General features: G+C 69.9%; 14 protein-coding genes. 4 read left to right on the top strand and 10 right to left on the bottom strand.

Annotated features, from left to right (window positions below):
- Nucleotides 1-61 precede the first annotated feature (61 nt).
- Nucleotides 62-1,300: a carboxylate--amine ligase gene (locus KIH73_RS07455; protein ID WP_219082111.1), complete on the top strand. Its 1,239-nt coding sequence runs from the start codon at nucleotides 62-64 to the stop codon at nucleotides 1,298-1,300.
- Between the two features lie 82 nt (nucleotides 1,301-1,382).
- Complete coding sequence (locus tag KIH73_RS07450; RefSeq protein WP_219082109.1) at nucleotides 1,383-2,108, top strand: aspartate/glutamate racemase family protein; 726 nt, start codon at nucleotides 1,383-1,385, stop codon at nucleotides 2,106-2,108.
- Between the two features lie 218 nt (nucleotides 2,109-2,326).
- Here KIH73_RS07450 and KIH73_RS07445 read toward each other — a convergent pair whose 3' ends face one another.
- The 3 genes from KIH73_RS07445 to KIH73_RS07435 are packed head-to-tail and all read right to left on the bottom strand — an operon-like array spanning nucleotide 2,327 to nucleotide 8,489.
- Nucleotides 2,327-2,986 (bottom strand): DUF1349 domain-containing protein, encoded by a 660-nt coding sequence (locus tag KIH73_RS07445; RefSeq protein ID WP_338023976.1) that lies wholly within the window; start codon nucleotides 2,984-2,986, stop codon nucleotides 2,327-2,329.
- Between the two features lie 28 nt (nucleotides 2,987-3,014).
- Nucleotides 3,015-6,740 carry a chromosome segregation protein SMC gene (gene smc, locus KIH73_RS07440; protein ID WP_219082107.1) on the bottom strand — a complete coding sequence of 1,242 codons (3,726 nt, stop codon included), beginning with the start codon at nucleotides 6,738-6,740 and terminating at the stop codon, nucleotides 3,015-3,017.
- 6 nt (nucleotides 6,741-6,746) lie between these two features.
- Nucleotides 6,747-8,489 (bottom strand): bifunctional folylpolyglutamate synthase/dihydrofolate synthase, encoded by a 1,743-nt coding sequence (locus KIH73_RS07435; protein ID WP_219082105.1) that lies wholly within the window; start codon nucleotides 8,487-8,489, stop codon nucleotides 6,747-6,749.
- Nucleotides 8,490-8,707: 218 nt separating this feature from the next.
- Between KIH73_RS07435 and KIH73_RS07430 the strand changes: the two genes are divergently transcribed.
- Together KIH73_RS07430 and KIH73_RS07425 are read left to right on the top strand one after the other, a co-directional pair.
- Entirely contained in the window at nucleotides 8,708-10,309 is a 1,602-nt protein-coding gene (locus tag KIH73_RS07430) for an aminopeptidase P family protein (protein ID WP_219082103.1), read from the top strand.
- Nucleotides 10,310-10,460: 151 nt separating this feature from the next.
- Nucleotides 10,461-10,982 (top strand): NUDIX hydrolase, encoded by a 522-nt coding sequence (locus KIH73_RS07425; RefSeq protein ID WP_219082101.1) that lies wholly within the window; start codon nucleotides 10,461-10,463, stop codon nucleotides 10,980-10,982.
- Nucleotides 10,983-11,091: 109 nt separating this feature from the next.
- Here the strand turns inward: KIH73_RS07425 and KIH73_RS07420 are convergent, their stop codons facing one another.
- The 7 genes from KIH73_RS07420 to KIH73_RS07390 form a co-directional block, all read right to left on the bottom strand.
- Nucleotides 11,092-12,213 (bottom strand): LacI family DNA-binding transcriptional regulator, encoded by a 1,122-nt coding sequence (locus tag KIH73_RS07420; RefSeq protein ID WP_219082099.1) that lies wholly within the window; start codon nucleotides 12,211-12,213, stop codon nucleotides 11,092-11,094.
- 104 nt (nucleotides 12,214-12,317) lie between these two features.
- A complete protein-coding gene (locus KIH73_RS07415) occupies nucleotides 12,318-14,690 on the bottom strand; it encodes a glycoside hydrolase family 3 protein (RefSeq protein WP_219082097.1) in 2,373 nt (790 codons plus the stop codon).
- A gap of 166 nt (nucleotides 14,691-14,856) precedes the next feature.
- Entirely contained in the window at nucleotides 14,857-16,143 is a 1,287-nt protein-coding gene (locus KIH73_RS07410; RefSeq protein WP_219082094.1) for a glycoside hydrolase 5 family protein, read from the bottom strand.
- A gap of 24 nt (nucleotides 16,144-16,167) precedes the next feature.
- Complete coding sequence (locus tag KIH73_RS07405; protein WP_219082092.1) at nucleotides 16,168-17,004, bottom strand: carbohydrate ABC transporter permease; 837 nt, start codon at nucleotides 17,002-17,004, stop codon at nucleotides 16,168-16,170.
- On the bottom strand, nucleotides 17,004-17,978 hold the full coding sequence (locus KIH73_RS07400; RefSeq protein ID WP_219082090.1) for a carbohydrate ABC transporter permease: 975 nt from the start codon (nucleotides 17,976-17,978) through the stop codon (nucleotides 17,004-17,006). The genes KIH73_RS07405 and KIH73_RS07400 overlap by 1 nt, the downstream gene beginning before the upstream one ends.
- Nucleotides 17,975-19,267 (bottom strand): ABC transporter substrate-binding protein, encoded by a 1,293-nt coding sequence (locus KIH73_RS07395; RefSeq protein WP_236022651.1) that lies wholly within the window; start codon nucleotides 19,265-19,267, stop codon nucleotides 17,975-17,977. The genes KIH73_RS07400 and KIH73_RS07395 overlap by 4 nt, the downstream gene beginning before the upstream one ends.
- 63 nt (nucleotides 19,268-19,330) lie before the next feature.
- Nucleotides 19,331-22,459 carry an alpha-mannosidase gene (locus tag KIH73_RS07390; RefSeq protein ID WP_219082089.1) on the bottom strand — a complete coding sequence of 1,043 codons (3,129 nt, stop codon included), beginning with the start codon at nucleotides 22,457-22,459 and terminating at the stop codon, nucleotides 19,331-19,333.
- Between the last annotated feature and the right edge of the window lie 3 nt (nucleotides 22,460-22,462).

Below are 22,462 nucleotides of genomic sequence, written 5' to 3'. Positions count from 1 at the left end.
GCCGACCGGCCGGGTCCCGGCCATGCGGCCACGTAGCCACCACGCGCTAAGGTGAGGTACCATGACACGATTCCAACCGATTCTGCTGGGCAGCGACATCAACGTCTACGGCATGGCCAGGGCGTTCCACGAGGCGTACGGCATCGTCTCGAAGGCGTACGCGTACTTCCAGCTCAGCCCGACCAAGTTCAGCAAGATCGTCGACGTGAAGATCGTGCCCGACTTCAACAACTTCGTCACCTTCCGCGACACGATGCTCGCCGAGGGCCGGCGCATGAAGCAGGAGGACCCGGACCGCGTGCTGCTGCTCATCCCGTGCGGCGACGTGTACGCGAACCTGCTCAGCCAGTGCGGCGACGACCTCAAGCGGTACTACGTGTACAACACGCTCGACATCCGGCTGGCGCGCCGGCTCTCCTACAAGTCGACGTTCTACCGCATGTGCGAGCAGTACGGGCTGCCGCACCCCAAGACCGTGTCACTGACCGCCGAGCAGGTGCGTGCCGGCGCGTACCGCGAGCTGCCGTTCGGCTACCCGGTGGCCATGAAGCCGGCGAACAGCGTCGAATGGCTGGACATCGACTTCGAGGGCCGCAAGAAGGCGTACATCCTCGACACCCCCGACCAGCTGGAGACGATCATCCGCCGCGCCTACGACGCCGGATACTCCTCCGAGATGGTGATCCAGGACTTCATCCCCGGCGACGACTCGCGCATGCGCGTGCTCAACGCCTACGTGGACAGGCACCATCGCGTGCGCATGATGTTCCTCGGCCATCCGTTGCTCGAGGACCCCTCCCCCGTGGCGGTCGGCAACTACGCGGCGATCATCCCCGACTACGACGAGGGCGTGTTCCGGCGCATCAAGGCGTTCCTCGAGGCCATCGAATACGAGGGCGTGGCCAACTTCGACATGAAGTACGACGAGCGCGACGGCGAGTACAAGCTGTTCGAGATCAACCTGCGGCAGGGCCGCTCCAGCTACTTCGTCACGCTCAACGGCTTCAACCTGGCCCGCTACTTCGTGGAGGACCTCGTCGAGGACACGCCGTTCGACGGCGAGACGCTGTTCGGCCGCGGATCCAAGCTGTGGCTGGAGATCCCGCGCTCGATCTTCGAGAACTACGTGGAGCCCGGCCCGGACAAGGACCAGGGCCTGGCCATGCTGCGCGACGGCGACTGGGGCACCACGCTGGAGTACAGGAAGGACATGAACCCGCTGCGCTGGCTCATGATCCGCCATATGTTCTCGATCTACGAGAAGAACTACGCGACGTGGTTCCGTAAGAAGGCCCAGTAGCGTCGGCCCCCATGGCCGACCCCCGGCTCCATGGACCGCGAGGTACAATCGCGGGAACCGTTTTCCGAAGCAAGGTAGTGTGATGAGACGACCGTTCTTCGCCGTGCTGGGCGGCATGGGCACCCTGGCCACCGAGAGTTTCGTCCGGCTGGTGAACCGCGCCGCCGGCGCGCGCTCCGATCAGGAGTATCTCGATTACGTGGTGTTCAACGACGCCTCGGTGCCCGACCGCACCGCGTTCATCCTCGGCGACAGCGCCGACGACCCGTTCCCCGTGATCGCCGACGACATCGGGAAGGCGAGCGCGATGGGCGCCTCGTTCATCGTGCTGACGTGCAACACCGCGCACTACTTCTACGACCGGTTCCAGGCGCTGACCGACGTGCCGATCCTGCACATGCCGCGCGGCGCGGTCGCGCGCCTGGCCGACCGGTACCCCGCCGACCGGTACCCGCGCGTCGGGTTCCTGGGCACCGAGGGGTCGCGCGCCTCCGGCGTGTACCGCAGGGCCGTCGAGGAGGCCGGATACACGTTCGTCGAGCCGGACGACGCGCTGCAGGAGCGCATCACCTCGCTGATCTACGACGATGTGAAGGGCTCCGGGACGCTCGACGCCGGCCGGTACGACGCGGTGCTGCATACGATGCTCGACCCCGAGGGCGCATGCCGGTGCGACGCGCTGATCCTGGGGTGCACCGAGCTGAGCGTGCTCGACGAGGCGTTCCCGCGGCCGGATCTGCCGGTCATCGACGCGCAGGCGGTGCTGGTCGAGGACACCGTGGCGCGGGCCAAGGCGCTGCGGCGGTAGGCCGGCGCCGGGAGGTTCCCACACGATTGACTGCGGCAAGGCGCGACACGCCGAAGCGGTCCGCAGGGTTTGGCCGATACTCTGCGGGAATCGGCGTCATTGCGCCATTTCCCGCAAGGTAATGACCGAACCTTGCGGATCGGAACACGCGGCCAGAGCCTGTCGGGCAGAACACCGGTCAAAGCCCGTCAGCCGCCACGGCAGCCGGCGCCCGCCGGCTACGCGGCGTCGGGCTGCTGGCCGTCGTGGGCGGCCCACTGGCATTCGGTCATCCGCATGTCGGTGAACCGCGCGGTGAACGACGAGTCCTCGGGCGAGCAGGCGTACACGCCGAACCGGATCGGCCCGGCGCCCTCGAGCATGTGGCAGATCCGCATCTGCGAGAAACGCTCGCCGTCCCTCGAGCATTCGATGCGGTAGTCGTCCCCGCGCCGGCTGAGCCGGTACCACATCGACTTCACCGAGGCGTCGATCTCGGTCGTCGCCCAGTCGGAATACCCGTGGTTCGTCACCACGCTGCCCAGATGCTGGAACCGGTCGTTCTCGTATTCGACCGATCCCTTCAGCCAGTTCTCGGAATCCAGGTACATCACGATCCCGCACTGGTCGAAGCGGTGGTGGCTTTCCGAGAAGTCGGTGCGCACGACGAAGCTGAAGTACCGCTCGTCCGTCGCCATCTGCAGCACCGGCGCGTTGTCGTTGCGGAAATGGTAGTAGGTGCGCTGCCACAGGTCGGTGTGCGGCCTGGTGGTGATCTCGATCGCATCGTCGCCGATCGCGTACCGCTCCGGCTCGCGCGTCCACTGGAACTCGTGCAGGTCCATGTCGTATCCTTTCTCGCCGTCCGTCACGTCGCCGCCGTCGGCGACGACATCCACCTCGATTCTATAAAGGCGACGGCCCGGATCACGGCCGGTCGCGGTCGAGCCGCTGGCTGACGACCGCGGTCACGCCGTCGGCGCGCATCGTCACGCCGTACAGCGCGTCGGCGATCGACATCGTGCGCTGCTGGTGCGTGATGATGATGAGCTGCGCGTGCGTGCGCAGCTCGTTGAACGCGTTGATCAGGCGGGTCAGGTTCACGTCGTCGAGCGCCGCCTCGACCTCGTCCATCACGTAGAACGGGCTGGGGCGCGCGGTGAAGATCGCGAACAGCAGCGCCAGCGCGGTCAGCGACCGTTCGCCGCCCGACAGCAGGCTCAGCTGTTTGACGCGCTTGCCCGCCGGGCTCGCCTCGACGATCACGCCCGTGGTCAGCAGGTCGTCCGGGTCCTCCAGCCGCAGCCGTCCCTTGCCGCCGGGGAACAGCGTGGCGAACACCCGCTCGAACGCGGCGGCCGTGTCCTCGAACGCGCTGCGGAACACCTCGACCATCGTGGCGTCGAGGTCCCTGATCAGCGTCATCAGGTCGTCGCGGCTTTTCGCCACGTCGCCGCGCTGGTCGTTGAGGTACTGGTTGCGCGCCTGCAGCGCGTCGTACTCCTCGGTGGCCAGCGGGTTGACCTTGCCCAGCGCAGCCAGGTCGCGCCTCGCCTTCTCCAGGCGTTTGACCTGCTCGGCGCGCACGTAGGGCACGGTCCGGTACACGATGTCGTCGGCGTCGCCGGCAGCCCCGGCATCCCCGTCACGGGCCTGTCCGCCGCCGGCCTCCGCGGTCCCGTCGGTCCCCTCCCCGACCGTCGGCCCGCCGCCGCGGGCGCGACGCACCGGGTTGCCGTCCTCGTCGAGCAGCGGCACCGGGCGGCCGTCGTCGTCCAGCACCGGGACGGGCTTGTCGGGCGCGTAATCGGCGGTCAGCTCCTCCGGCGTGAGCCCCAGCTCGTCGGCCACCTTCTGCGTGAGCTGGCCGTAGGCCGCCGCCCGCCGTTCGCGCTCGACGTCGAGCTCGTGCTCGCGCTCCTGCAGCCGGGCGACCTGCGGTTCGATCTCGTTGCGGCGGGCGCGCAGCCCCTTGAGCGTCTCGTCGTGCCCGGAGGATTCGGCCTGCAGCCGTTCGCGTTCGGCGACGACCCCGCTGATGCTCGCGGCGACGTACCGCGCGGTCCGCAGCGCGTCCGACGCGATGCGTTCGGTGCGGGCGGCCTGCTCGCGGCGGCGTTCGTTCAGCCGTTCGATGCGGGCGCGGCGCTCCACGGCCTCGCGCGCCTGGTCGTGCAGCAGCCCGGCCTGCCGCGCCAGCGATTCGGCCTTGCGGTTCGTCTCGTTCCAAGCGAGCTTCGCGGCCATCTCCTGCTCGCGCGCGGCGTTCAGCGACCGTTCCAGCTCGCGTTCGCGCCCGTTGAGCTCGTCGAGGTCGTCATGCTCGTCCGTCGCGTGCTGCGCGGAGTCCAGGGCGCGGTTCAGGTCCTCGAGCTTGAGCCGGTGCGTCCGCCCGTCGTCGCGCGTCGAGGCGGTCCGTTCGTCCAGTGCGGCGATCTGCCGGGCGAACCCGGCCACGCGGTCGGCGGCGGAGCGCAGCGAACGCTCGGCCTGCTGCGCCTTGAGCCGCGCCTCGGTGCGCCGCTGCGCCGCGGCGTCGACCTCGAGGCGCGCCCGGTCGCGCTCCCCGCGGGCCTGCGCGACCTGGCGGTCCACGTCCTCCAGGCGCTGCGAGAGTTCGGCGACCTGCTGCAGCGCCTTGTCGCGCCGGGCGGCCAGCGACAGGTCGCTCTGCGACAGCGACGAGCCGCCGACCGCGGCGACGCCGGCATAGGTCTCCCCGTCGATCGTGACGGCGCGGCGCCACCCGTGGGCGACGGCGCGCCGCGCCTCCTCGATGTCGCGGACCGCGGCGACGCCGTCGAGCAGCGAGCGCACCGCGCGGACCACGCCCTCGGACGTCGCGGCGTCGGCGGCGTGCGGATTGGCGTGCACCAGCGCGGCCACCAGGGTCGGCGCCCCGTCGGGCGAGGCGGTCTCCCCTGCCGGCGCGACGGGACGCTCCGGCTCCGGCGCGTCGGCGCGGATGACGACGGCCTTGCCGAGCCGGTCGTCGCGCGCCCTGTCAAGCGCATGCACGATGTTCGGCTCGCCGGGCACGACGATCGCGCCGGCGAAGGCGTCGAGCGCGTGCGCGACGGCCTCCTCCCAGCCCTCGTCGACGCGGATGAAGTCGGCGAGCCGGCCCAGCGCCCCCACATGCGCGTCGTGCTCCAGCGCGCCCGCGGCGTTGCGGCTGTCCAGCGTGTCCGACAGCGCGTCGGCCTTGGCCCGCAGCGAGATGATGGTGCCGTCGAGCTCGCGGTGGCGGCGCTCCAGGTCGTTCAGCGCGTCCTGGTGCTCCTGCAGCCGGGCGCGGGCGGTCTCCAGCGCCTCGCCGCCGTCGTCGGACACGGTCTCGGCCTCCCGCTCCAGCGCCTGCCGCTGGCGTTCGGCGTCGTCGTGCTGGCGGACCAGCCCCTCGCGCTGGGCGGCGAAGTCGTGCAGCCGTGTGTCGGCGAGCTGGACCGCCGACTCCTCGCGCGCGATCAGCTCGCGCAGGTTCGCGATCCGCCGGTCGCGCTGCTGGGCCGTGCGGCGCAGCTCGGTGAGCGTCTGGCGGACCGAGGCGAGCCGCCTCTCGTCGTCGGCGCGCCGTTCGGTGGCCTTGTCGAGCGTGAGCCGGGCGTCGGCGGCGGCGCCGCGCTGCCGTTCGGCCTGCGCATCGAGCTCCGCGGCGCGGCGCTCGAGCAGGTCCGGGTCCTCGCCGAGGTTCGCGACCACCTGGCCGAGCAGCGAGCGGCCGCGCTCCCCCGCCAGCTGGGCGAGCGCACGCAGCCGCTCCTCGATGCGCGAGAGCTCGTGGAAGGTCTGGTTGGCCCGTGCGATGGCCGGGCTGGATTGCGAGCTCAGCGCCTCGACCTGTTCGATGCGCACCTTGACCTGGGCGAGGTCGTGCCGGGCCGCGTTCAGTTCGCCGCGCACCTGCGTGAGCTCCCGGCGCAGCTGCTCGCGGCGCGTCATCGAGGCGAGCGCGTCCTCGGCCCAGATGCGGCACTGGGCGTCGCGCAGGCTGACCTGGATGCTCTCGGCGCGCCGGGAGATGCGCGCCTGGCGGCCCAGCGGGCCGAGCTGGCGGCGGATCTCGCCGAGCAGGTCGTCGAGGCGCGCCAGGTTGGCCTCGGTGTTGGCGAGCTTGCGCAGCGCGCGCTCCTTGCGCTTGCGGTGCTTGAGGATGCCGGCCGCCTCCTCGATGAACGCGCGGTGGCCGCTCGGGTCGGCCTTGAGGATCGAGTCGAGCCGCCCCTGCCCGACGATGACGTGCATCTGCTGGCCGAGGCCGGTGTCGCTGAGCAGCTCCTGGATGTCCAGCAGACGGCACTGCGAGCCGTTGATCGCGTATTCGGAGCCGCCGTTGCGGAAGATCGTGCGCGAGATCGTGACCTCGGTGTAGTCGATGTCGAGCGTGCGGTCGGAGTTGTCGATGGTCAGGCTCACCTGGGCGCGGCCCAGCGGCGGGCGGCTCGACGTGCCGGCGAAGATCACGTCCTCCATCGAGGCGCCGCGCAGGTTCTTCGCGCCCTGCTCGCCCATCACCCACGTCAGCGCGTCGACGATGTTCGACTTGCCGGAGCCGTTGGGGCCTACGACCGCGGTGATGCCGGGCTCGAAGCGCAGCGTCGTCGCCGAGGCGAACGACTTGAATCCGCGCAGCGTGAGCTCCTTGAGGTACATGGCGGCTCAGGCCCTGCCCGCCGGGGGCGCCGCGGCGTCGTCGACGGAACCGGCCGCGTCGTCGGTATCGGCCGCGTCCACGTCGGCCGGGTCGGCCGCATCGGCGCCGTCGTCGTCGCCCAGCACCTCGGCCGCGCCCTTGGCGGCGCGGTCCGCAAGATCGCGCATCGAGGCGGCCGCCTGCCGCAGGTCGAAGATGCCGAAGTCGCCCTCGTCGAAGTCCGGGTTCGCGTCCGACTCGAAGTCGGCCTCGGCGTCGACGGCGGGCGCGTCCGGTCCGCCCTGCCCGTCGGCGGAGGCGCCGCCGGCGGGGCCCGCGGCCGCCGGCGACGTTGCGCGCTCGGCCTTCGGCCGGGTCAGGTCCTGCGCCACCTGCTCCTTGAGCAGGGTGCGCGCGTCGCCGGCGGTGACGAAGCTGCCGCAGATCAGCACGCCGTGGCCGTAGCCGACGCCGAGCTCGTCGGCGGCGTCGACCATGTCGACCGCGGTCTGGATCGCGTCGGGCAGGTCGGGCACGCAGGTCACGCGGTCGCGGCCGAACACGCGCGCGGCGACCTCGGCCAGTTCGTCGGCCGGCATCACGCGCTCGCGCCACGAGTTCTCGGTGACCACGACATGGCTGAGCAGCGGCTCGAGCACACCGAGGTACTCCTCGACCTGCTTGTCGCCCATCATCGCGACGACGCCGACGAGCTGCTGGAAGTCGTAGTTCTCCTCGATGGCGTCGCGCAGCGCCTCGGCGGCGTTGACGTTGTGGCCGCCGTCGATGATGATGGTCGGCGAGGTGCGCACCTGCTCGATGCGGCCGGGCACCTTCACGCCGCCCAGCGCCTCGGCGACGACCTCGCCGTCGAGCGGGCCGTTGGCCGGGACGACCGCCTCGACGGCGGCGAGCGCGGCGAGCGCGTTGTGCGCCTGGTGGCGGCCGAACTTGGCGACCGGGACCTCCGCGTACGTGCCGTTGGGGGTGCGCAGCGTGACCAGCTGGCCGCCGACCGCGGGCACGCGGGCGACGACCTCCATCTCGTGGCCGTCGCGCACCAGCGTGGCGCGGTTGCGTTCCGCCGCCCGCTCGATGATCGGCATGACGGCGTCCTCGTGCGGCTGCGGGCCGATGACGGCCGTGCAGCCCGGCTTGATGATGCCGGCCTTCTCCTCGGCGATCTGCTCGACCGTGTCGCCGAGCCACTGCATGTGGTCCATGTCGACCGGCCCGATGATCGCGGCGTCGGCGTCGAGCACGTTGGTGGCGTCCCAGGCGCCGCCCATGCCGACCTCGACGACGGCCACGTCGACCGGGGCGTCGGCGAACTTCCAGATCGCCATCGCGGTGAGCACCTCGAAGAAGCTCATCTTCGGCTTGCCCTGCTCCTCCATCCGGGCGTCGACCAGGTCGACGAGGTCGCGGACCTGGTCCCAGGCGTCGACGAAGTCGTCGTCGCCCAGCGACTGCCCGTCGATGGCGATGCGCTCGTTGATGCGTTCCAGATGCGGCGAGGTGTACAGGCCGGTGCGCATGCCGTAGGCGCGGCACAGGGCCTCGGCCATGCGGGCCGTCGAGCCCTTGCCGTTGGTGCCGGTGACGTGGATGACGCGGAACGAGTCCTCGGGGTGGCCGAGGATGTCGAGCATCAGGTTCATCCGGTCGAGGTCGAGGTTGGTGGTGTTGTGCTCCGGCGGCCGGCGCATGATCTCGCGCTCGACCTCGCGGATGGACCGGTTGCCCTGGTTCGGATGCTCGAATGACATGCTGTGTGTTCCCTCGCGTTCCTCTCGGCGGTGCAAAGCTCCCCTCATTCTAGGCGGACGGGGCAACCGATTCGATGCGGACGGGCCGGCCCGCCGCCGCGGACGCGACACGGGTGGCGCCGCAGGGGGCCGGCAGCGAGCCGCGCCGGGAGGCGGACCGCCGCACGGACTACGATGGGAGCGGATCATCCGTCCGCATCATCAACGAGGAGTTTTCGATGAGCGAAGTCATCACCGACAAGGACAAGGAGTACGAGGCCCGCGAGGCGGCCGTGGCCCCGGGCGACGAGCAGCCGAACGCCGACCGCGTGAACAACCGCACGCTGCGGCCGACCGGCGAGACGTTCCGCCAGTTCATGACCACCGGCTGGGACGACCAGGAGCCCGAGATCGCGCCGCTGGAGTCCAGCGCATACATCCAGGCCCGCATCGACGCGCTGGGCGCGCAGTTCCCGGGCGAGCGCATCGTGATCCCGGCGGGCACGCCGAAGGTGCGCGCCAACGACTGCGACTACGCGTTCCGCCCCGACACCACGTTCGCCTACTACACGGGCCTGGGCCAGGACTACGAGTCGGGCGCGGTGCTCGTGCTCGACCCGGTCGACCCGGACTCCGAGGAGGCCAAGGCCGGCAAGACCCATACCGCCGAACTGTTCGTGGCGCCGCGCGCCGACAACAGCACCGAGGAGTACTACACCTCCGCGCAGTACGGCGAATACTGGGTCGGCCCGCGCGCCGGTCTCAAGGAGCTGGCCGCGATGACCGGCATCGAGACGCACGACATCGCGCAGCTGGCCGACGCGATCGGCAAGGACGTCGGCGCCGAGGCCGGCGCGGTGCGCGTGCGCGTGGTGCGCGAGACCGACGCGGCGATCACCTCGCTGGTCGAGGGCGTGCGCGAGGCCAACGGCTTCGCCGACCCGGATGACAACGCCGCGGCCGACGACAAGCTGCACGAGGTCGCCGCCGAGGCCCGCATGATCAAGGACGCCTACGAGGTCGGCGAGATGCGCAAGGCCGTGGCCGCCACGAAGAAGGGCTTCGACCGCATCCTGCGCACGCTGCCGCGCGTCGTCGGCAAGGAGCGCTCCGAGCGCATGCTCGAGGGCGCGTTCAACTCGGTGTCGCGCGAGGAGGGCAACGAGGTCGGCTACGACACGATCATCGCCTCCGGCCCGCACGCGCCGATCCTGCACTGGATGCGCAACACCGGCGTCGTGCGCAACGGCGACCTGCTGCTCATCGACGCGGGCGTGGAGACCGACAGCCTGTACACGGCCGACATCACCCGCACGTTCCCGGTCAACGGGCGTTTCACCGAGCTGCAGCGCGACATCTACGAGACCGTGCTGCGCGCCCAGGCCGCCGGCTTCGAGGCCGCGCAGGTGGGCGCCACGTACTCGGACATCCACCACGCGTGCATGCGCGTGCTGGCCGAGCGCCTGCACGACTGGGGCATCCTGCCGGTGAGCGTCGAGGAGTCGCTCTCCCCCGAGGGCCAGCAGCACCGCCGTTGGCACGCCTGCGGCTGCGCCCACCACCTCGGCCTGGACGTGCACGACTGCGCGCAGGCCCGCTACGAGTCGTACCAGGGCGCGCGGATCCGCCCGGGCATGATCTTCACGATCGAGCCGGGCCTGTACTTCAAGGAGAACGACCTGCTGGTGCCGCCGGAGTTCCGCGGCATCGGCGTGCGCATCGAGGACGACGTGCTGATGACCGAGGACGGCCCGGAGTGGATCTCCAAGGACATCCCGAAGACCGTCGAGGGCGTCGAGGCCTGGATGGCCGCGATGGCCGCCGCCGGACGGGCGGAGTGAGACGCGATGCCGACCCCCGAATTCGTACTCAAGCTGCGCGAGAAGATCGGCCATGCCGAGCCGTCAAGCGGACGGTCCGGTGGACCGTCCGTAGGCGAGGTGAGCGGCCGCCAAGGCCGCGAAGGATCATGGCCGGACGGAAGGTGAGACCATGCCAACTCCAGAATTCGTACTCAAGCTGCGCGAAAAGATCGGCCATGATCTGCTCTGGCTGGTCGGCGTGACCGGCCTGGTGCGCGACGGCGAGGGCCGCATCCTGCTCGGCCGCCGGTCGGACACCGGCGAATGGGCGCTGGTCTACGGCATCAACGAGCCGGGCGAGCAGCCCGCCGACACGGTGGTGCGCGAGATCAAGGAGGAGACGGGCGTCGACGCCGTGGTCACCGACCTGGTGGCGGTCGTCTCCGCGGAGCGCGAGACCGTGTACGGCAACGGCGACCGGACGATGTACATGGACCACTCGTTCCTGTGCGAGCTCAGGCCCGGCGGCAACGCCGAGCCGTACGTCGGCGACGAGGAGAGCCTGGGCGTCGGATGGTTCGAGCCCGATGCGCTCCCCGAGCCGTTGGCCGCCAGCACCGTCGAGCGGCTCGCGCGGTTCCGCCGGTACCTGGACGCCAAGGCGCGCGGCGACGCCCATGCGATGTTCATGGCGGACGGCCGCATGGTATGAGCCGCACGCACGTGAAACGCACGAACGCCAAGGGCGCGCGTTCCGGGTTTCCGGGACGCGCGCCCTTGGCATATGCCGGTCATGACAAGGCGAGGCCTGCGGTCCCGGCCTACCGTTGCCGTGGGAAGACCGTTCTGGTGCTCTCGCGGACGATGAGCCTCGGCGTCAGGATCCTGCGGTTGCCCGCGACGGACTCCCCCGCCAGGACCTTGAGCAGCAGGTTGGCGACCTTGGTGCCGTACAGGCTCGCGTCTCGATGCACCGCGGTGATCGAGGGGAACGCCGTCTCGCACATGATGCTGTCCTCGAAGCTCACGATGGCCGGCAGGTCGTACGGGAACCCGCGGCCCTTGGGACCGTCGGCGCCGGCGGCGACGCTCTCGCTGAACAGCAGCAGCTCGCTCAGCGCGCGCAGGCTGGCGGCGGCCATCGTGTCGGTCTCGTAGATGAACGCCGTCGGCGGCCGGCGCTCGGTCAGCAGCTTCTGGGTCAGCTCGACGCCGGTGGCGGAGTCGAAGCCGGTGTACTCGACCCAGATGCGCTCGAAGTCGCCGCGCTTGCCGAACTCCTGCAGGGCGGCCACGCGCGTGCGGCTGTAGTCGAGCGATCCGTCGCCGGACAGGTAGGCGATGCGCTTGTGGCCGAGCAGGCTGAGGTGCTCGAGGATCGTCCGCATCGTGGCCGAGTCGTCGATGGACAGCGACGGCACGTGGTTCGAGGGGTCGGGGCCGCCGGCGAGCACGGCGGGCAGGCCCAGCTCCGTCATCAGGGACGGACGCGGGTCGTCGGCGTACAGGTCGGCCAGGATCACGCCGTCGACGCGCTTGCGCCGCGCCCAGTCCCGGTAGACGGCGATCGCCTCCTTGTCCGAGCCGCACGGGCGGAACAGCAGGCCGTAGCCCTTGCGGCTGAGCGACTGGTGGATGCCGGCCATGAACTGCATCATGAAGTTGTCGTTCTGGATGCCGTTGCGGGCGCGGGCGGGGGCGAACCCCACGGTCATCGTCTTCGACGAGCCGAGCGCCTGCGCGGCGTACACCGGGCTCCAGCCGAGCTTGGCGGCGGTCTCCTTGACACGGCGCTTGGTCTCCGCGGACACGCCCGGACGATCATTGATGGCGAAGGAGACGGCGGTCTGGGAGATGCCGAGCTCGTCGGCGATGTCCTTGAGGCTGACCCGCTGGCCGCGTGACGGCGAATCCGATTGGCCTGCTTTTCCCGGGCGTGACATGGTTCCTCCCACCGATCTGTTTCCGTCGGCGTGCGGGTTCATCGCCGTCACACCGCCCGCACTGCCGTAGTTTCTAGAATATCGCGATATACACGTAGACGCAGTCATATGCCCGGACGCCGTATCATGACCTCGCGTTCCAGTCGGGCGGCTTCTCCCCCGATCCACAGATGCACGCGCGTCTCGTCGTCGCCGGGATCCATCAGCCGGTCGATTCCGATCTCGGCATGGAACTCGCAGGTCCGACCGGCCTCCAGAACGCAGTAGGCGCTGGCGACCAATTCGGCGAGCCGCGGGATGCGCGTGCCGCCGATCCGGCGGGCGAACACGGTCACCGCCCCTTGCGCCGGCTCGACGCCGCACTTCAGACGCGCCGAGATTCGCACGGCCATACCGGCAACCGCGACGTCGAACGACTCGACCGACACGCCGTCCAACGCTCCCAGACCGTGGGCGAACGGCAGCAGCACCGGTTCCTCGGCGTCCCGGTACACGTCGGCGGCGCTCTGGCGGTCGTTGTACCGCACGGGTATCGCGCCGGGGCTTGCCGGCAGCGTCACCGGCAGACGGCCGGGCATCGGCCCCTGCCCAAGCAGCGCGTCGACCACGGCCTCGGGACCGAACGGCCCCGCGTACCCGGCCCACAGCGTCGCCGACGACGTCTCCATGACCCACGTCAGCACATGCGGGCGTCCCGAGACCACCACGGTGACGATCGGCGCGTCGGTCCGTTCCCGGAGGCGTGCGAGCAGGCCGTCCTGGTCCCACGGCAGCGTGATCCGGGACAGGTCCACGCCCTCCCCGCAGGTCGCGCCGTGTTCGGCGACGGCCGCCGCGGCGCCGTTGTCGGCGAACGCGCTGTCATAGCTGCGTTCGCTGGTGCCGCCCACCACCGCGACGACGACGACGGCCCTGCGCCATGCGTCGGCGTCCAGGCCCGTTCCGTCCTCGGTCAGCAGCACGCGGTCGCCGCCAAGGCGGCGACGCAGCTCCCAATACACCGTGGTCCGTTCGCCGTCGGGCAACGGCGCGGTGTAGTCGCCGAGGAAGCACGCCTGGTCATCGGCGAACGGCCCGGCTACGACGACCGGACCGGCCTGCCCGTCGGCCAGCGCACGGCCCGCCAGACGCAAGGAGTCGACGCCGGCGAGCAGGACGAGGCATCGCCGAGCCAGCTGCCTGGACAAGGCTCGGGTATGGCGGACGGCCGCATCCAGCGCAGCGCCGTCGGGGATGACGATGCGCGCGCGTCCCCCTGCATGCTCGGGCGCACGACCGTCTTCGGCTCGCGCATCGCCGTGACCCGTATCCTCGGCCGCGTCGCCGCAGGAGTCCACGACGATGGCTCCGCCCGCCCCGTCGTCCGCCATGCACGGCAGCAGACCGAACCGGGCCTTGAGATCCAGCACGCGACGCAGCGACCGGTCCACCGCGGCCACCACGCGCTCGTCGTCCGCATACCGCCCCAACGAGGCGAAACCCTGGTCCCACAGCGAAACGTCGACGCCGGCGAGCAGCGCGGCGCGGCCGGCCGCCGGAATCGAGCCGGTCATCGTTTCGAGCCGGTCGACGGCCAGGCCGTCGGCCATGACGATGCCGTCGAAGCCGAGCTCGTCGCGCAGATACTCGCGTAGCAGCCACGGGTTCGCGCAGCAGGGCATCGAGTCGATGTCGTTATACGCCGCCATGAACCCCAGGGCGCCGGCCCGCACCCCGGCCTCGACCGGCGGCAGGTGGATCTCACGCAGGTCATGGACGCCGATGATCGCGGACTGGCCGTTGCGCCCGCCCACGGCCTCGCCCTGCGCCGCCAGATGCTTGAGCACCACCGCCACGCCACCGTGGCCGATACGGCTGCGTTGTTCGCCCTGCATGCCTTCCACGATCGCCCCGCACATCCGCGCGGCCATCAGCGGATCCTCTCCGAAGCACTCCTCGCACCGGCCCCACCGCGGGTCGCGGGCGATGTCCAGCCCCGACACCAGCGCGATGTGCACCCCGCTGGCGGCGAGCTCGGCCGCCACCGCGGCCTCCGCCTCGCGCACCGTGTCGGGGTCGAAGGTGGCGCCCAGGGCAAGGTTCGTGGGCAGGATCGTGCCGCCGAGCGCCTGGTGGCCATGGGGCGCCTCCTCGCTGAGCAGCGCGCCGATGCCGTGGGCGCCGCGCGCGAGCACCGTCTCCTGGACGACGGCCGCGGCCTCGCCCCGTTCCTGGGGACGTATGCCGTTGCCCCAATCCCTGCCCGACCATGGGTCGGCGCGGAACAGGCCGTACAGCACGCCGAGGCCGCCCCACCTGTCGATCTCGCGCTTGAGCTCATCGCTGGCGGCCAGGGTCCCGTCGCCCCGCCGTCTTACGGCCTTCCAACCCAGCAGCCGCTGATTGAGCTGACCGATCTTCTCGTCGAACGTCATGCCGGCCAGCAGCCGGTCCACGACCACCGCGCTCCGTTGCGTCCGCGATGCCGCATGCACCATATTCCCATCCGTCCCTTCGTCGACCCCGTCGTCGCCGGTCAGCCCGGCATCCTCCCTCTTCCGTTCACGGACGGAAGCACCGCCGCGTCCCGCACGCGGTGACGCCGTGGCGGCGCGTCCGGCCCATCGCCGGATGCGCCGCCGCCGGTCCACGCCCTGCGGCCCGCTATGCGGCCTCGACCTCGTCGAACGCCGGATCGGAGACCGCGGTGTAGAACCGCGCGCCGTAATGCTCGTCGCAGCGCACCAGCCGCGTGATGCCGCGGGCCGCGAGCGCCCGCCCGTCCGCCGCCAGGTTCGAGGCGATGAGCGTGGGGCGTTCGCCGGCCGCATGCAGCGACATCCACATGTCGAACACCGAGCCGCCGGGGCCGCATTCGCTGCGGCTGACCGGGTTGCCGGCGTCGTCCACGTCCACGACGACCGCCGTGCCGCGAGCGGGGGCCGGCGCGTCGCCGCGGTGCTCCGCGGCGAGCCGTGCGAACTCCCGGCCGATCGGCTTGAGCTCGCCGTGTTCGTCGAACAGACCGAGCGCATGCTCGAACGGGGGGAAGTCGGACATCGCGGAGCCCACGTCGTGCGAGCACCACCAGGTCACACCCCACAGGTTCGGGCAGTCCAGCGCCGTGGTCACGGTGCGCCGGCAGAACTCGGGGGTGTCCGCCGCATCCATCACGTTCTCGGGCGCGCCGACCTCCTGGAGCCACACCTGTCGGTGCGGGTCGGCCGAGAACGCCCTGGCAAGCTCGGCGAGATACAGCGCGTACGCCGTGCATTCCCCGCTCGTCGCACCGTAGCCTTGGGCGACGCCGTTGAACACCCAGGAGTGGATGGTCGTCAGATCGCCCTTGTTGCCGGACTGCACCGGCGTGAACGGGTGGCCGTCAAGGAACCAGACACCGTCGTTGACGCTGTACAGCGACAGCCGTCCGTCCGAGCCGGCGGCCCGCAGCGTGGCGTCCAGCCAGCGGTCGATCTGCTCGGGGGACGCAGCCATCCGCGTGGGATGCGGACGGTCGGACAGCTGGTTGACTTCGTTGCCCACCGTGATGCCGCGGAACGCGGGCTCCTGCGACAGCTCGCCGGACAGCGTGCGGATCAGCTCGCATTCGGCGGCAACCGCGTCCGGATCGGTGAACATGTTGCCCGTGTGCCACGTGACCAGCCAGCTGGGCAGGAAGTCGAAGCTCGACAGGTGCCCCTGGAATACGTCCACGTAGACGTCGAGCCCATGTTCGCCGGCGATGTGGACCATGCGCCGCACGTCCGCGACGCCCCTGCGGTTGATCCAGGTGCGGTTGGGCTGCAGGTACGGCCACACCGGGAAGATCCGGACATGGTCCATGCCCAGGCGCGCGATCTGCTCCAGATCGCGGTCGATGCTGTCCCAGTCGGGATCCAGCCATGCATGGAACCAGCCGTTCGACGGCGTGTAGTTGACACCGAATCGCATAGTTGAGCCTTTCTCTTGCTACGGTCAGCCCTTCAGTCCGCCCTGTTCCAGGCCCTGGAAGAAGTAGCGCTGGAAGCAGCAGAAGAAGATGATGATCGGGATGAGCGAAACGAGGGCGCCTGCGGCGATGAGTCGCGGGTCCTGGATGAACATGCCCTTGAGTCGGTTCATGCCCAGGGTCAGCGTGTACTGCGACTCGTCGGAGATCGTGATCAACGGCCACAGGAAGTCGTTCCATGCGCCGACGAACGCGAAGATGCCGACGACCGTCATCGTGCCCTTGACCTGCGGGACGCAGATGCGGAAGAACCGCTGCCACAGGTTCGCGCCGTCGACCATGGCCGCCTCCTCGAGCTCCATCGGGATGGACTTGAAGGCGTTGGTCATCAGCAGGATGTTCATGGCGGTGACCAGGCCGGGCAGCGCCACGGACAGCAGGGTGTTCTGCAGGCCCATGCCCTTGATGATCAGGAACTGCGAGATCATGACGCCCTCGACCGGGATGACCATGGTGCCCATGAACAGCGCGAACACCAGGCCGCGGCCCTTCCATTTCAGACGTCCCAGCGCATAGCCGGCCATCGTGGACAGGCAGATGTTGCCCGCGATCGAGATCAGCGCGACGATCAGCGAGTTGAGCATGTAGTGCAGCACCGGCACCTGGCGGAACACGTCGATGTAGTTCTGCAGCGTGGGCGTCTTCGGGATGATGTACGGCGGCACGGCGTAGACGTTGTCGCCGGGGCCCTTGAGGGACAGCGACAGCTCCCAGATGAACGGGCCGACCAGCAGCACGAACATCAGGATCAGCACCACGTACTGGACCACCTTGCCGACGGTGATCCTCCTATGGTTCCTCATCAGTCCTCACCCCTCTTCTGAATGATCTGCTGGATGACCAGCAGCGCGCCGACGATGACCAGGACGACCAGGGAGATCGCGCTCGCATAGCCGGTGCGCGCCTGGATGCCCGTGCCCTCGTTCTTGATGAGCATCGACATCGTCATGTCCATGCCGCCGGGGCCGGCCGTGCCGTTGGTCAGCACGTAGACCTCGTTGAACACGCGGAACGCGGAGATCGTGGACAGCATCATGATGAGCACCATCGTGGAGCGCACGCCCGGCATCGTCACCGAGACGAACTGCCGCACGGGGCCGGCGCCGTCGAGCGAGGCCGCCTCGTACAGCGACTCGTCGATGTTGGCCAGGGCGGTCAGGTAGATGACCATGTAGTAGCCCAGGCCCAGCCAAATGGTGACGAACATCGAGCTGAACAGGATGCCCCAGCGGTTCGTCAGGAACGGGATGGCGTCGTTGATGATGCCGGCGCCCTTGAGGATGGAGTTGATCAGGCCCTGCGAGTCGAGCAGGTTGGTCCAGATCATGCCCACGACGACCGCGGACATGACGACCGGCATGTAGAACGCGGTGCGGAAGAAGCCCATGATCCGCCCGTTGCCCTTGACCAGGTTGGCCAGGATCAGCGGCAGGATGACCATGAACGGCACGACGCACACCACGTACAGCGACGAGTTCAGCAGCGCCGTGAGGAAGTACTCGTCGTGGAACAGGTCGATGAAATTCTGGAACCCCACGAACTTGCCCGGCTTGAGCAGGGTGGAGTCGGTGAAGGCAAGCCTGAACGTGTTGATCGCCGCAAGAATGACGAATACGAACACGACGATGAACGCGGGCGCGACGAACAGGTACGGGGCTATCCTCGTCCCCAGCCCGCCGCCGATCCGCTGCGACGCGTGCTTGGTATTGGTCCGTCCAGGCCGGCCGGAGGCCTTGCCGGCCTCCGGCCTGGTCGCGGCATCGGCCGTCGACGTCATCGGGTCAGCCTCTCGTTGGCGTACTCGACGGTCTTGTCCAGGGCCTCCTGGGCGGTCTGCTCGCCCTGCATGGCGAGCGCGACCTGCTGCTGGAGGTACTTGTAGCCGTTGGCGTCGGTGAACTCCGCCGGACGCGACGAGTAGCCGTCCTTCACCTGCTCCAGCGTGATCTGCAGGGCCTTGCCCTCAAGGGTGCTGGTGTCGATGTCCTGGTAGTACTCGTCCTCGAGACCGCCCTGGGCCGACGGGAACACCGAGGCCTGCTTGGCGAACTCGACCTGGTTCTCGGCGTTGGTCACGAAGCGCGCGAAGTCGATGGCGACGTCCGGGTGCTTGGACTGCGAGCTGATGCCGAGCAGTTCGTAGGACACCGAGGCGGAGCGGCCGTCGTTCGTGATGCGCGGGCCGACGGTGAGGTGCTCGTACAGATCCGGCGAGTTCTGCTTGAAGCCGGCGGCCGAGTAGGCCGAGCCCGCCATCGCGACCAGGGTGCCGCGCTGGAAGAAGTCGGACTGCTGGCTCCACGAGGAGTCCAGGGCCTCCGGCGGGATGCCGCCCTCGTTGTACAGGTCGATGAAGTTCTGCAGCTGCTTGACGCCGGCCTCGTCGTTGAAGGTGTACGCGCTGTGGTCGTCGTTCATCCACGTGGCGCCGGCGGTGACGTAGTCCTCGGTGTTCGAGCCCATCGTGGTGGCCAGGTAGACGCCCTGGCAGTTCTGCGTGATGGTCTTGCCGGCCTCGAAGTACTCGTCCCAGGTGGTGGGCACGTTGTTCGGGTCCAGCCCGCACTGCTGCATCAGCTCGGTGTTCCAGTAGGTCGGGCCGTCGTTGACGTACCACGGGAAGCCGTACGCGCCTTCCTCGATGCCGTTGCCCTTCATCGTGGCGCCCTCCCAGGCACCCTCGTAGTAGTCGGACTGGGCGTCGGGAACCTCCTGCGAGAGGTTGAGCAGCGCGCCCGCCTTGGCCAGGCCGTACAGGATGGATGAACCGCCGTCGACGATGTCGGGCAGCTCGCCGGACGCGGCCTGGGTGGACAGCTTGTCCTCGTAGCCGTCGGAGGGCTGGTCGGCCCAGTTGATCTTGACGTCCGGGTGCTCCTCCTCGTACGCGGCGATCAGGCCCTCGAAGTACGGCGTGTACTTGTCGTTCTTGAGGTTCCAGGTCTGGAACGTGATCTCCTTCTTGCCGCCGTCGCTCGCGGTGTCGTTGCCTCCGCAGGCCGCCACGGTCAGCAGCATCGCTGCCGCGCCGGTCAGCGCGAGGGCTTTCTTCATGGACGAAACCATGGTGATTTCCTTTCCTGTTCTGTTTCCTTTGTTGGTTTGGCCCGCCCGTCGGGGCGGGGACATCTACTGGCGGCTCACGCGCAGCGTGGCCATCTGGAACGGGCCGAGCCTCAGCACGGCGCCGTCGGCCGGGTGCGCCCCGTCGTCGCCGAGGGCGCGCGCCAGGCCCGCATCGAGCGGACCGTCCTCCAGCACGTTCGTCTCGCGCACCGTGGCGCCCCTCAGCTCCTCGCACGTCTCCAGCGCGGCGACCGCGCGGCCGCCGGCGGCCTCGTACACGCGCAGGACGACGTCGCCCGAGCCGTCGTCGGCGAGCTTGACCCAATCGAGCACGGCCGTGCCCTCGGCGGGCCGCAGCCGCACGAGCGGCTCGAAGGCCGGGATCCCGTCGAGCGTCGCGGAGTTCAGACGCGCCGCCTCGTCGAGCACGGACGGCATGCCGGCGTCGGCAAGCACGCTCCAGGCGAACTCGTGCTCGCCCTGGTCGGTGCGCGGATCGGGGTACAGCGGCGCGCTGAGCAGCGACAGCCGGACCATCGTGCCGCAGGCGGCAGCCCCCTGCCCGTGGATCGGCGTCACGTCGGAGCCGTAGGTCGAGGCGTTGACGACGGCGGCCGCGTAGGAGGCGTCGGCGACGCGCACGAAGCGGTGCGTGCAGCTTTCGAACATGGCCTCCTCGCCGCGCGAGTTCTTCTGCACCGGGCGCTCGACCATGCCGTACTGGCATTCGTACTGGGCGTTGCGGGCCTGCACGGCCAGCGGCACGTCGACCTTGAGGAACTCCTCCTCGGTGCGCCAGTCGACCTGTGCGGCGAAGTCGAGCGCGGCGGCGCCCGGGCGCAGCGTGATGCAGGTGACGATCGTCACGTCGTCGTTGCGGGCGACGACGCGCACGACGGCCGAGCCGTCCTCGAGCGAGTCGACGCTTTCGACGTGCGAGGAACGCAGGCCGTGCGCGGTGAGCAGGGCGTCGCGCTGGATCTCCCAAGCGTCCCACTGGTACGGCTCGTTGTCGAGCAGCTCGTAGCGGCCGAGCCGGGCGCCGGCCGGCACCAGCTCGCGGTCGGCGGCCAGGTCGAGCATCGAGGAGACGGTGCCGTCCTGCTCGACGGCGACGCGCAGCCTGCCGTTGTCGAGCGTGACGCGTCCGCCGTCATGGCGGACCGCGACCGGCTCGCCCGCGGGACCGCCGGCGGCGGGGCGCACGGTCCACGCCTGCGCGGCGTCCGCGGCGAAGGGGCGGATCGCGGCGTGCGTGACCAGCATGTCGCCGGGCTCGGCCGCGGCGATGACGCGGCCGGCCTCCTCGGCGATGGCCTTCAGCCGGGCGATGTCGCGCCTGTACTCGGCGCGCGCCTGGCGGTGCACCCAGGCGATGGCGGAGCCGGGCAGGATGTCGTGGAACTGGTTGAGCAGCAGCGTCGTCCAGATCCCGTCGAGCTCGGCGCGCGGGTAGACGTAGGAGCCGTCCTTGAGCGACGCGGCGGCGCACAGGTACTCGGCGGCGCGCAGCATCGACTCCTCGTTCCGGCAGCCGCGCTTCATGTCCTGCTGGGAGGTGAGCGTGCCGCGGTGCAGCTCGAGGTACAGCTCGCCGCGGTACACCGGGGTCTCGCCGTCGGCGCCGTCGACGATGTCCCTGCGCACCCGGTCGAACAGCTCGTCCGGGGTGCCGAAGGAGACCTTCGGCGCGCCCGCCAGGTCGTGGTCGCGGCGGATGCGCGCGGTCATCTCACGCGTGGGGCCGCCGCCGCCGTCGCCGAAGCCGTACAGCAGGATCGCGTTGCGCGACAGGTCCTTGTCCAGGAAGTTGCGCTGCGAGTACATGAGCTCGTGCATCGACATCGACGAGCAGTAGGTGTCCGACGGCAGGAAGTGCGTGAGGATCGGCGTGCCGTCGATGCCCTCCCACAGGAACGAGTGGTGCGGGAACTTCGTGGCGTCGTTCCACGAGATCTTCTGCGTGAGGAACCACTCGTAGCCGGCGCGGCGCGCGATCTGCGGCCATGCGCCGGAGTAGCCGAAGCTGTCGGGCAGCCAGATGCCGCGCGGGTCGACGCCCAGCCGCTCGCGGAAGTAGCGCTTGCCGAACGTGATCTGGCGGACCAGCGACTCGCCGGTGGGGATCATGTTGTCGGATTCGACCCACATGCCGCCCACCGGGATGAACCGGCCCTCGGCGATGCGCGCCTTCATGCGCGCGAACAGGTCGGGGTGCTCCCGCTCCAGCCAGGCGTACTGCTGGGCCGAGCTCATCGCGTACGTGAAGTCCGGGTCCTCGTCCATCAGCGCGAGCACGTTGGACACGGTGCGGGCGACCTTGCGGCGGGTCTCGCGCACCGGCCACAGCCAGGCCGAGTCGATGTGCGCGTGGCCGACGGCGATGTGGTCGATCGCGCTGGAGGCGGCCGGCTCGGCCAGCACGCCGGCGAGCGCGGCGCGCGCCGCGGCCACGGTGTCCAGATCGCGTTCGTCGTAGGCGTTGAGCGAGCGCTGCAGGGCCTTGGCGAGCTGCCAGTAGCGCGGGTCGTCGTCGTTCAGCTCGCGCATCAGCGACGAGGCGGTCTCCAGGTCCATCATGTAGTCGAACACGTCCTGGTTGAACGCGCACACGTCCATGCGCCCCAGCGTGTACGGGAAGTCGGGGCGGCCGGTGGCCTCCTCGCCCAGCTCGGTCGGCGAGTACGGGGTCGGCCCCTCGACGAAGGGGTTGGCCGCGGCCTCGACATAGACGGTGAATCGTCCGTCGGCGTCGAGGTCGACGTTGGGCGTGCCGTCGGCGGCGACCAGCGGGACCCAGCAGTTGCGCGGGTTGGCGGATTTGATCGCCGTGCCGTCGGCGCGGTAGACCAGGCCCTCGGCCTGGAAGCCGGGGCCGCGGTGGTGCAGCCAGCCGAGGTCGACGACCAGGTCGACCTTGCGTCCGGCGGCCGCGGCGAGGTCGACGCGGCCGCGGACCTCGAACCAGGTGGTGCCCCAGGTGGTGCCCCACACGCCGGGCACGTCGAAGGGGCGGAACTCCACCTCGCCGGCGCGGATGCGCGCCAGCACGTCGGCCGAGGGCTCGGGCTCGCCGGGGTTGTCGAAGGCGCGCAGCGTGCAGTGCGCGAGCGTCTCGTACAGATGAGGCTCGACGCGCTGCTGCATGACGCGGTCGCAGCGGCTGAGCTGCTGGTCGGGTATCAGGAACATGAC

The sequence above is a fragment of the Bifidobacterium phasiani genome (assembly GCF_019331775.1).
Classification (GTDB): Bacteria; Actinomycetota; Actinomycetes; order Actinomycetales; family Bifidobacteriaceae; genus Bifidobacterium; species Bifidobacterium phasiani.
The sequence above is the reverse complement of the archived record's forward strand: the minus strand, read 5'-3'. Positions and strand labels throughout refer to the sequence as shown.

Coding starts and splice junctions, on each gene's coding strand:
- KIH73_RS07455 (WP_219082111.1), top strand. CDS start 62: ATGACACGATTCCAACCGATTCTGCTGGGCAGCGACATCAACGTCTAC.
- KIH73_RS07450 (WP_219082109.1), top strand. CDS start 1,383: ATGAGACGACCGTTCTTCGCCGTGCTGGGCGGCATGGGCACCCTGGCC.
- smc (WP_219082107.1), bottom strand. CDS start 6,740: ATGTACCTCAAGGAGCTCACGCTGCGCGGATTCAAGTCGTTCGCCTCG.
- KIH73_RS07435 (WP_219082105.1), bottom strand. CDS start 8,489: ATGTCATTCGAGCATCCGAACCAGGGCAACCGGTCCATCCGCGAGGTC.
- KIH73_RS07430 (WP_219082103.1), top strand. CDS start 8,708: ATGAGCGAAGTCATCACCGACAAGGACAAGGAGTACGAGGCCCGCGAG.
- KIH73_RS07425 (WP_219082101.1), top strand. CDS start 10,461: ATGCCAACTCCAGAATTCGTACTCAAGCTGCGCGAAAAGATCGGCCAT.
- KIH73_RS07420 (WP_219082099.1), bottom strand. CDS start 12,213: ATGTCACGCCCGGGAAAAGCAGGCCAATCGGATTCGCCGTCACGCGGC.
- KIH73_RS07415 (WP_219082097.1), bottom strand. CDS start 14,690: ATGGTGCATGCGGCATCGCGGACGCAACGGAGCGCGGTGGTCGTGGAC.
- KIH73_RS07410 (WP_219082094.1), bottom strand. CDS start 16,143: ATGCGATTCGGTGTCAACTACACGCCGTCGAACGGCTGGTTCCATGCA.
- KIH73_RS07405 (WP_219082092.1), bottom strand. CDS start 17,004: ATGAGGAACCATAGGAGGATCACCGTCGGCAAGGTGGTCCAGTACGTG.
- KIH73_RS07400 (WP_219082090.1), bottom strand. CDS start 17,978: ATGACGTCGACGGCCGATGCCGCGACCAGGCCGGAGGCCGGCAAGGCC.
- KIH73_RS07395 (WP_236022651.1), bottom strand. CDS start 19,267: ATGGTTTCGTCCATGAAGAAAGCCCTCGCGCTGACCGGCGCGGCAGCG.
- KIH73_RS07390 (WP_219082089.1), bottom strand. CDS start 22,459: ATGTTCCTGATACCCGACCAGCAGCTCAGCCGCTGCGACCGCGTCATG.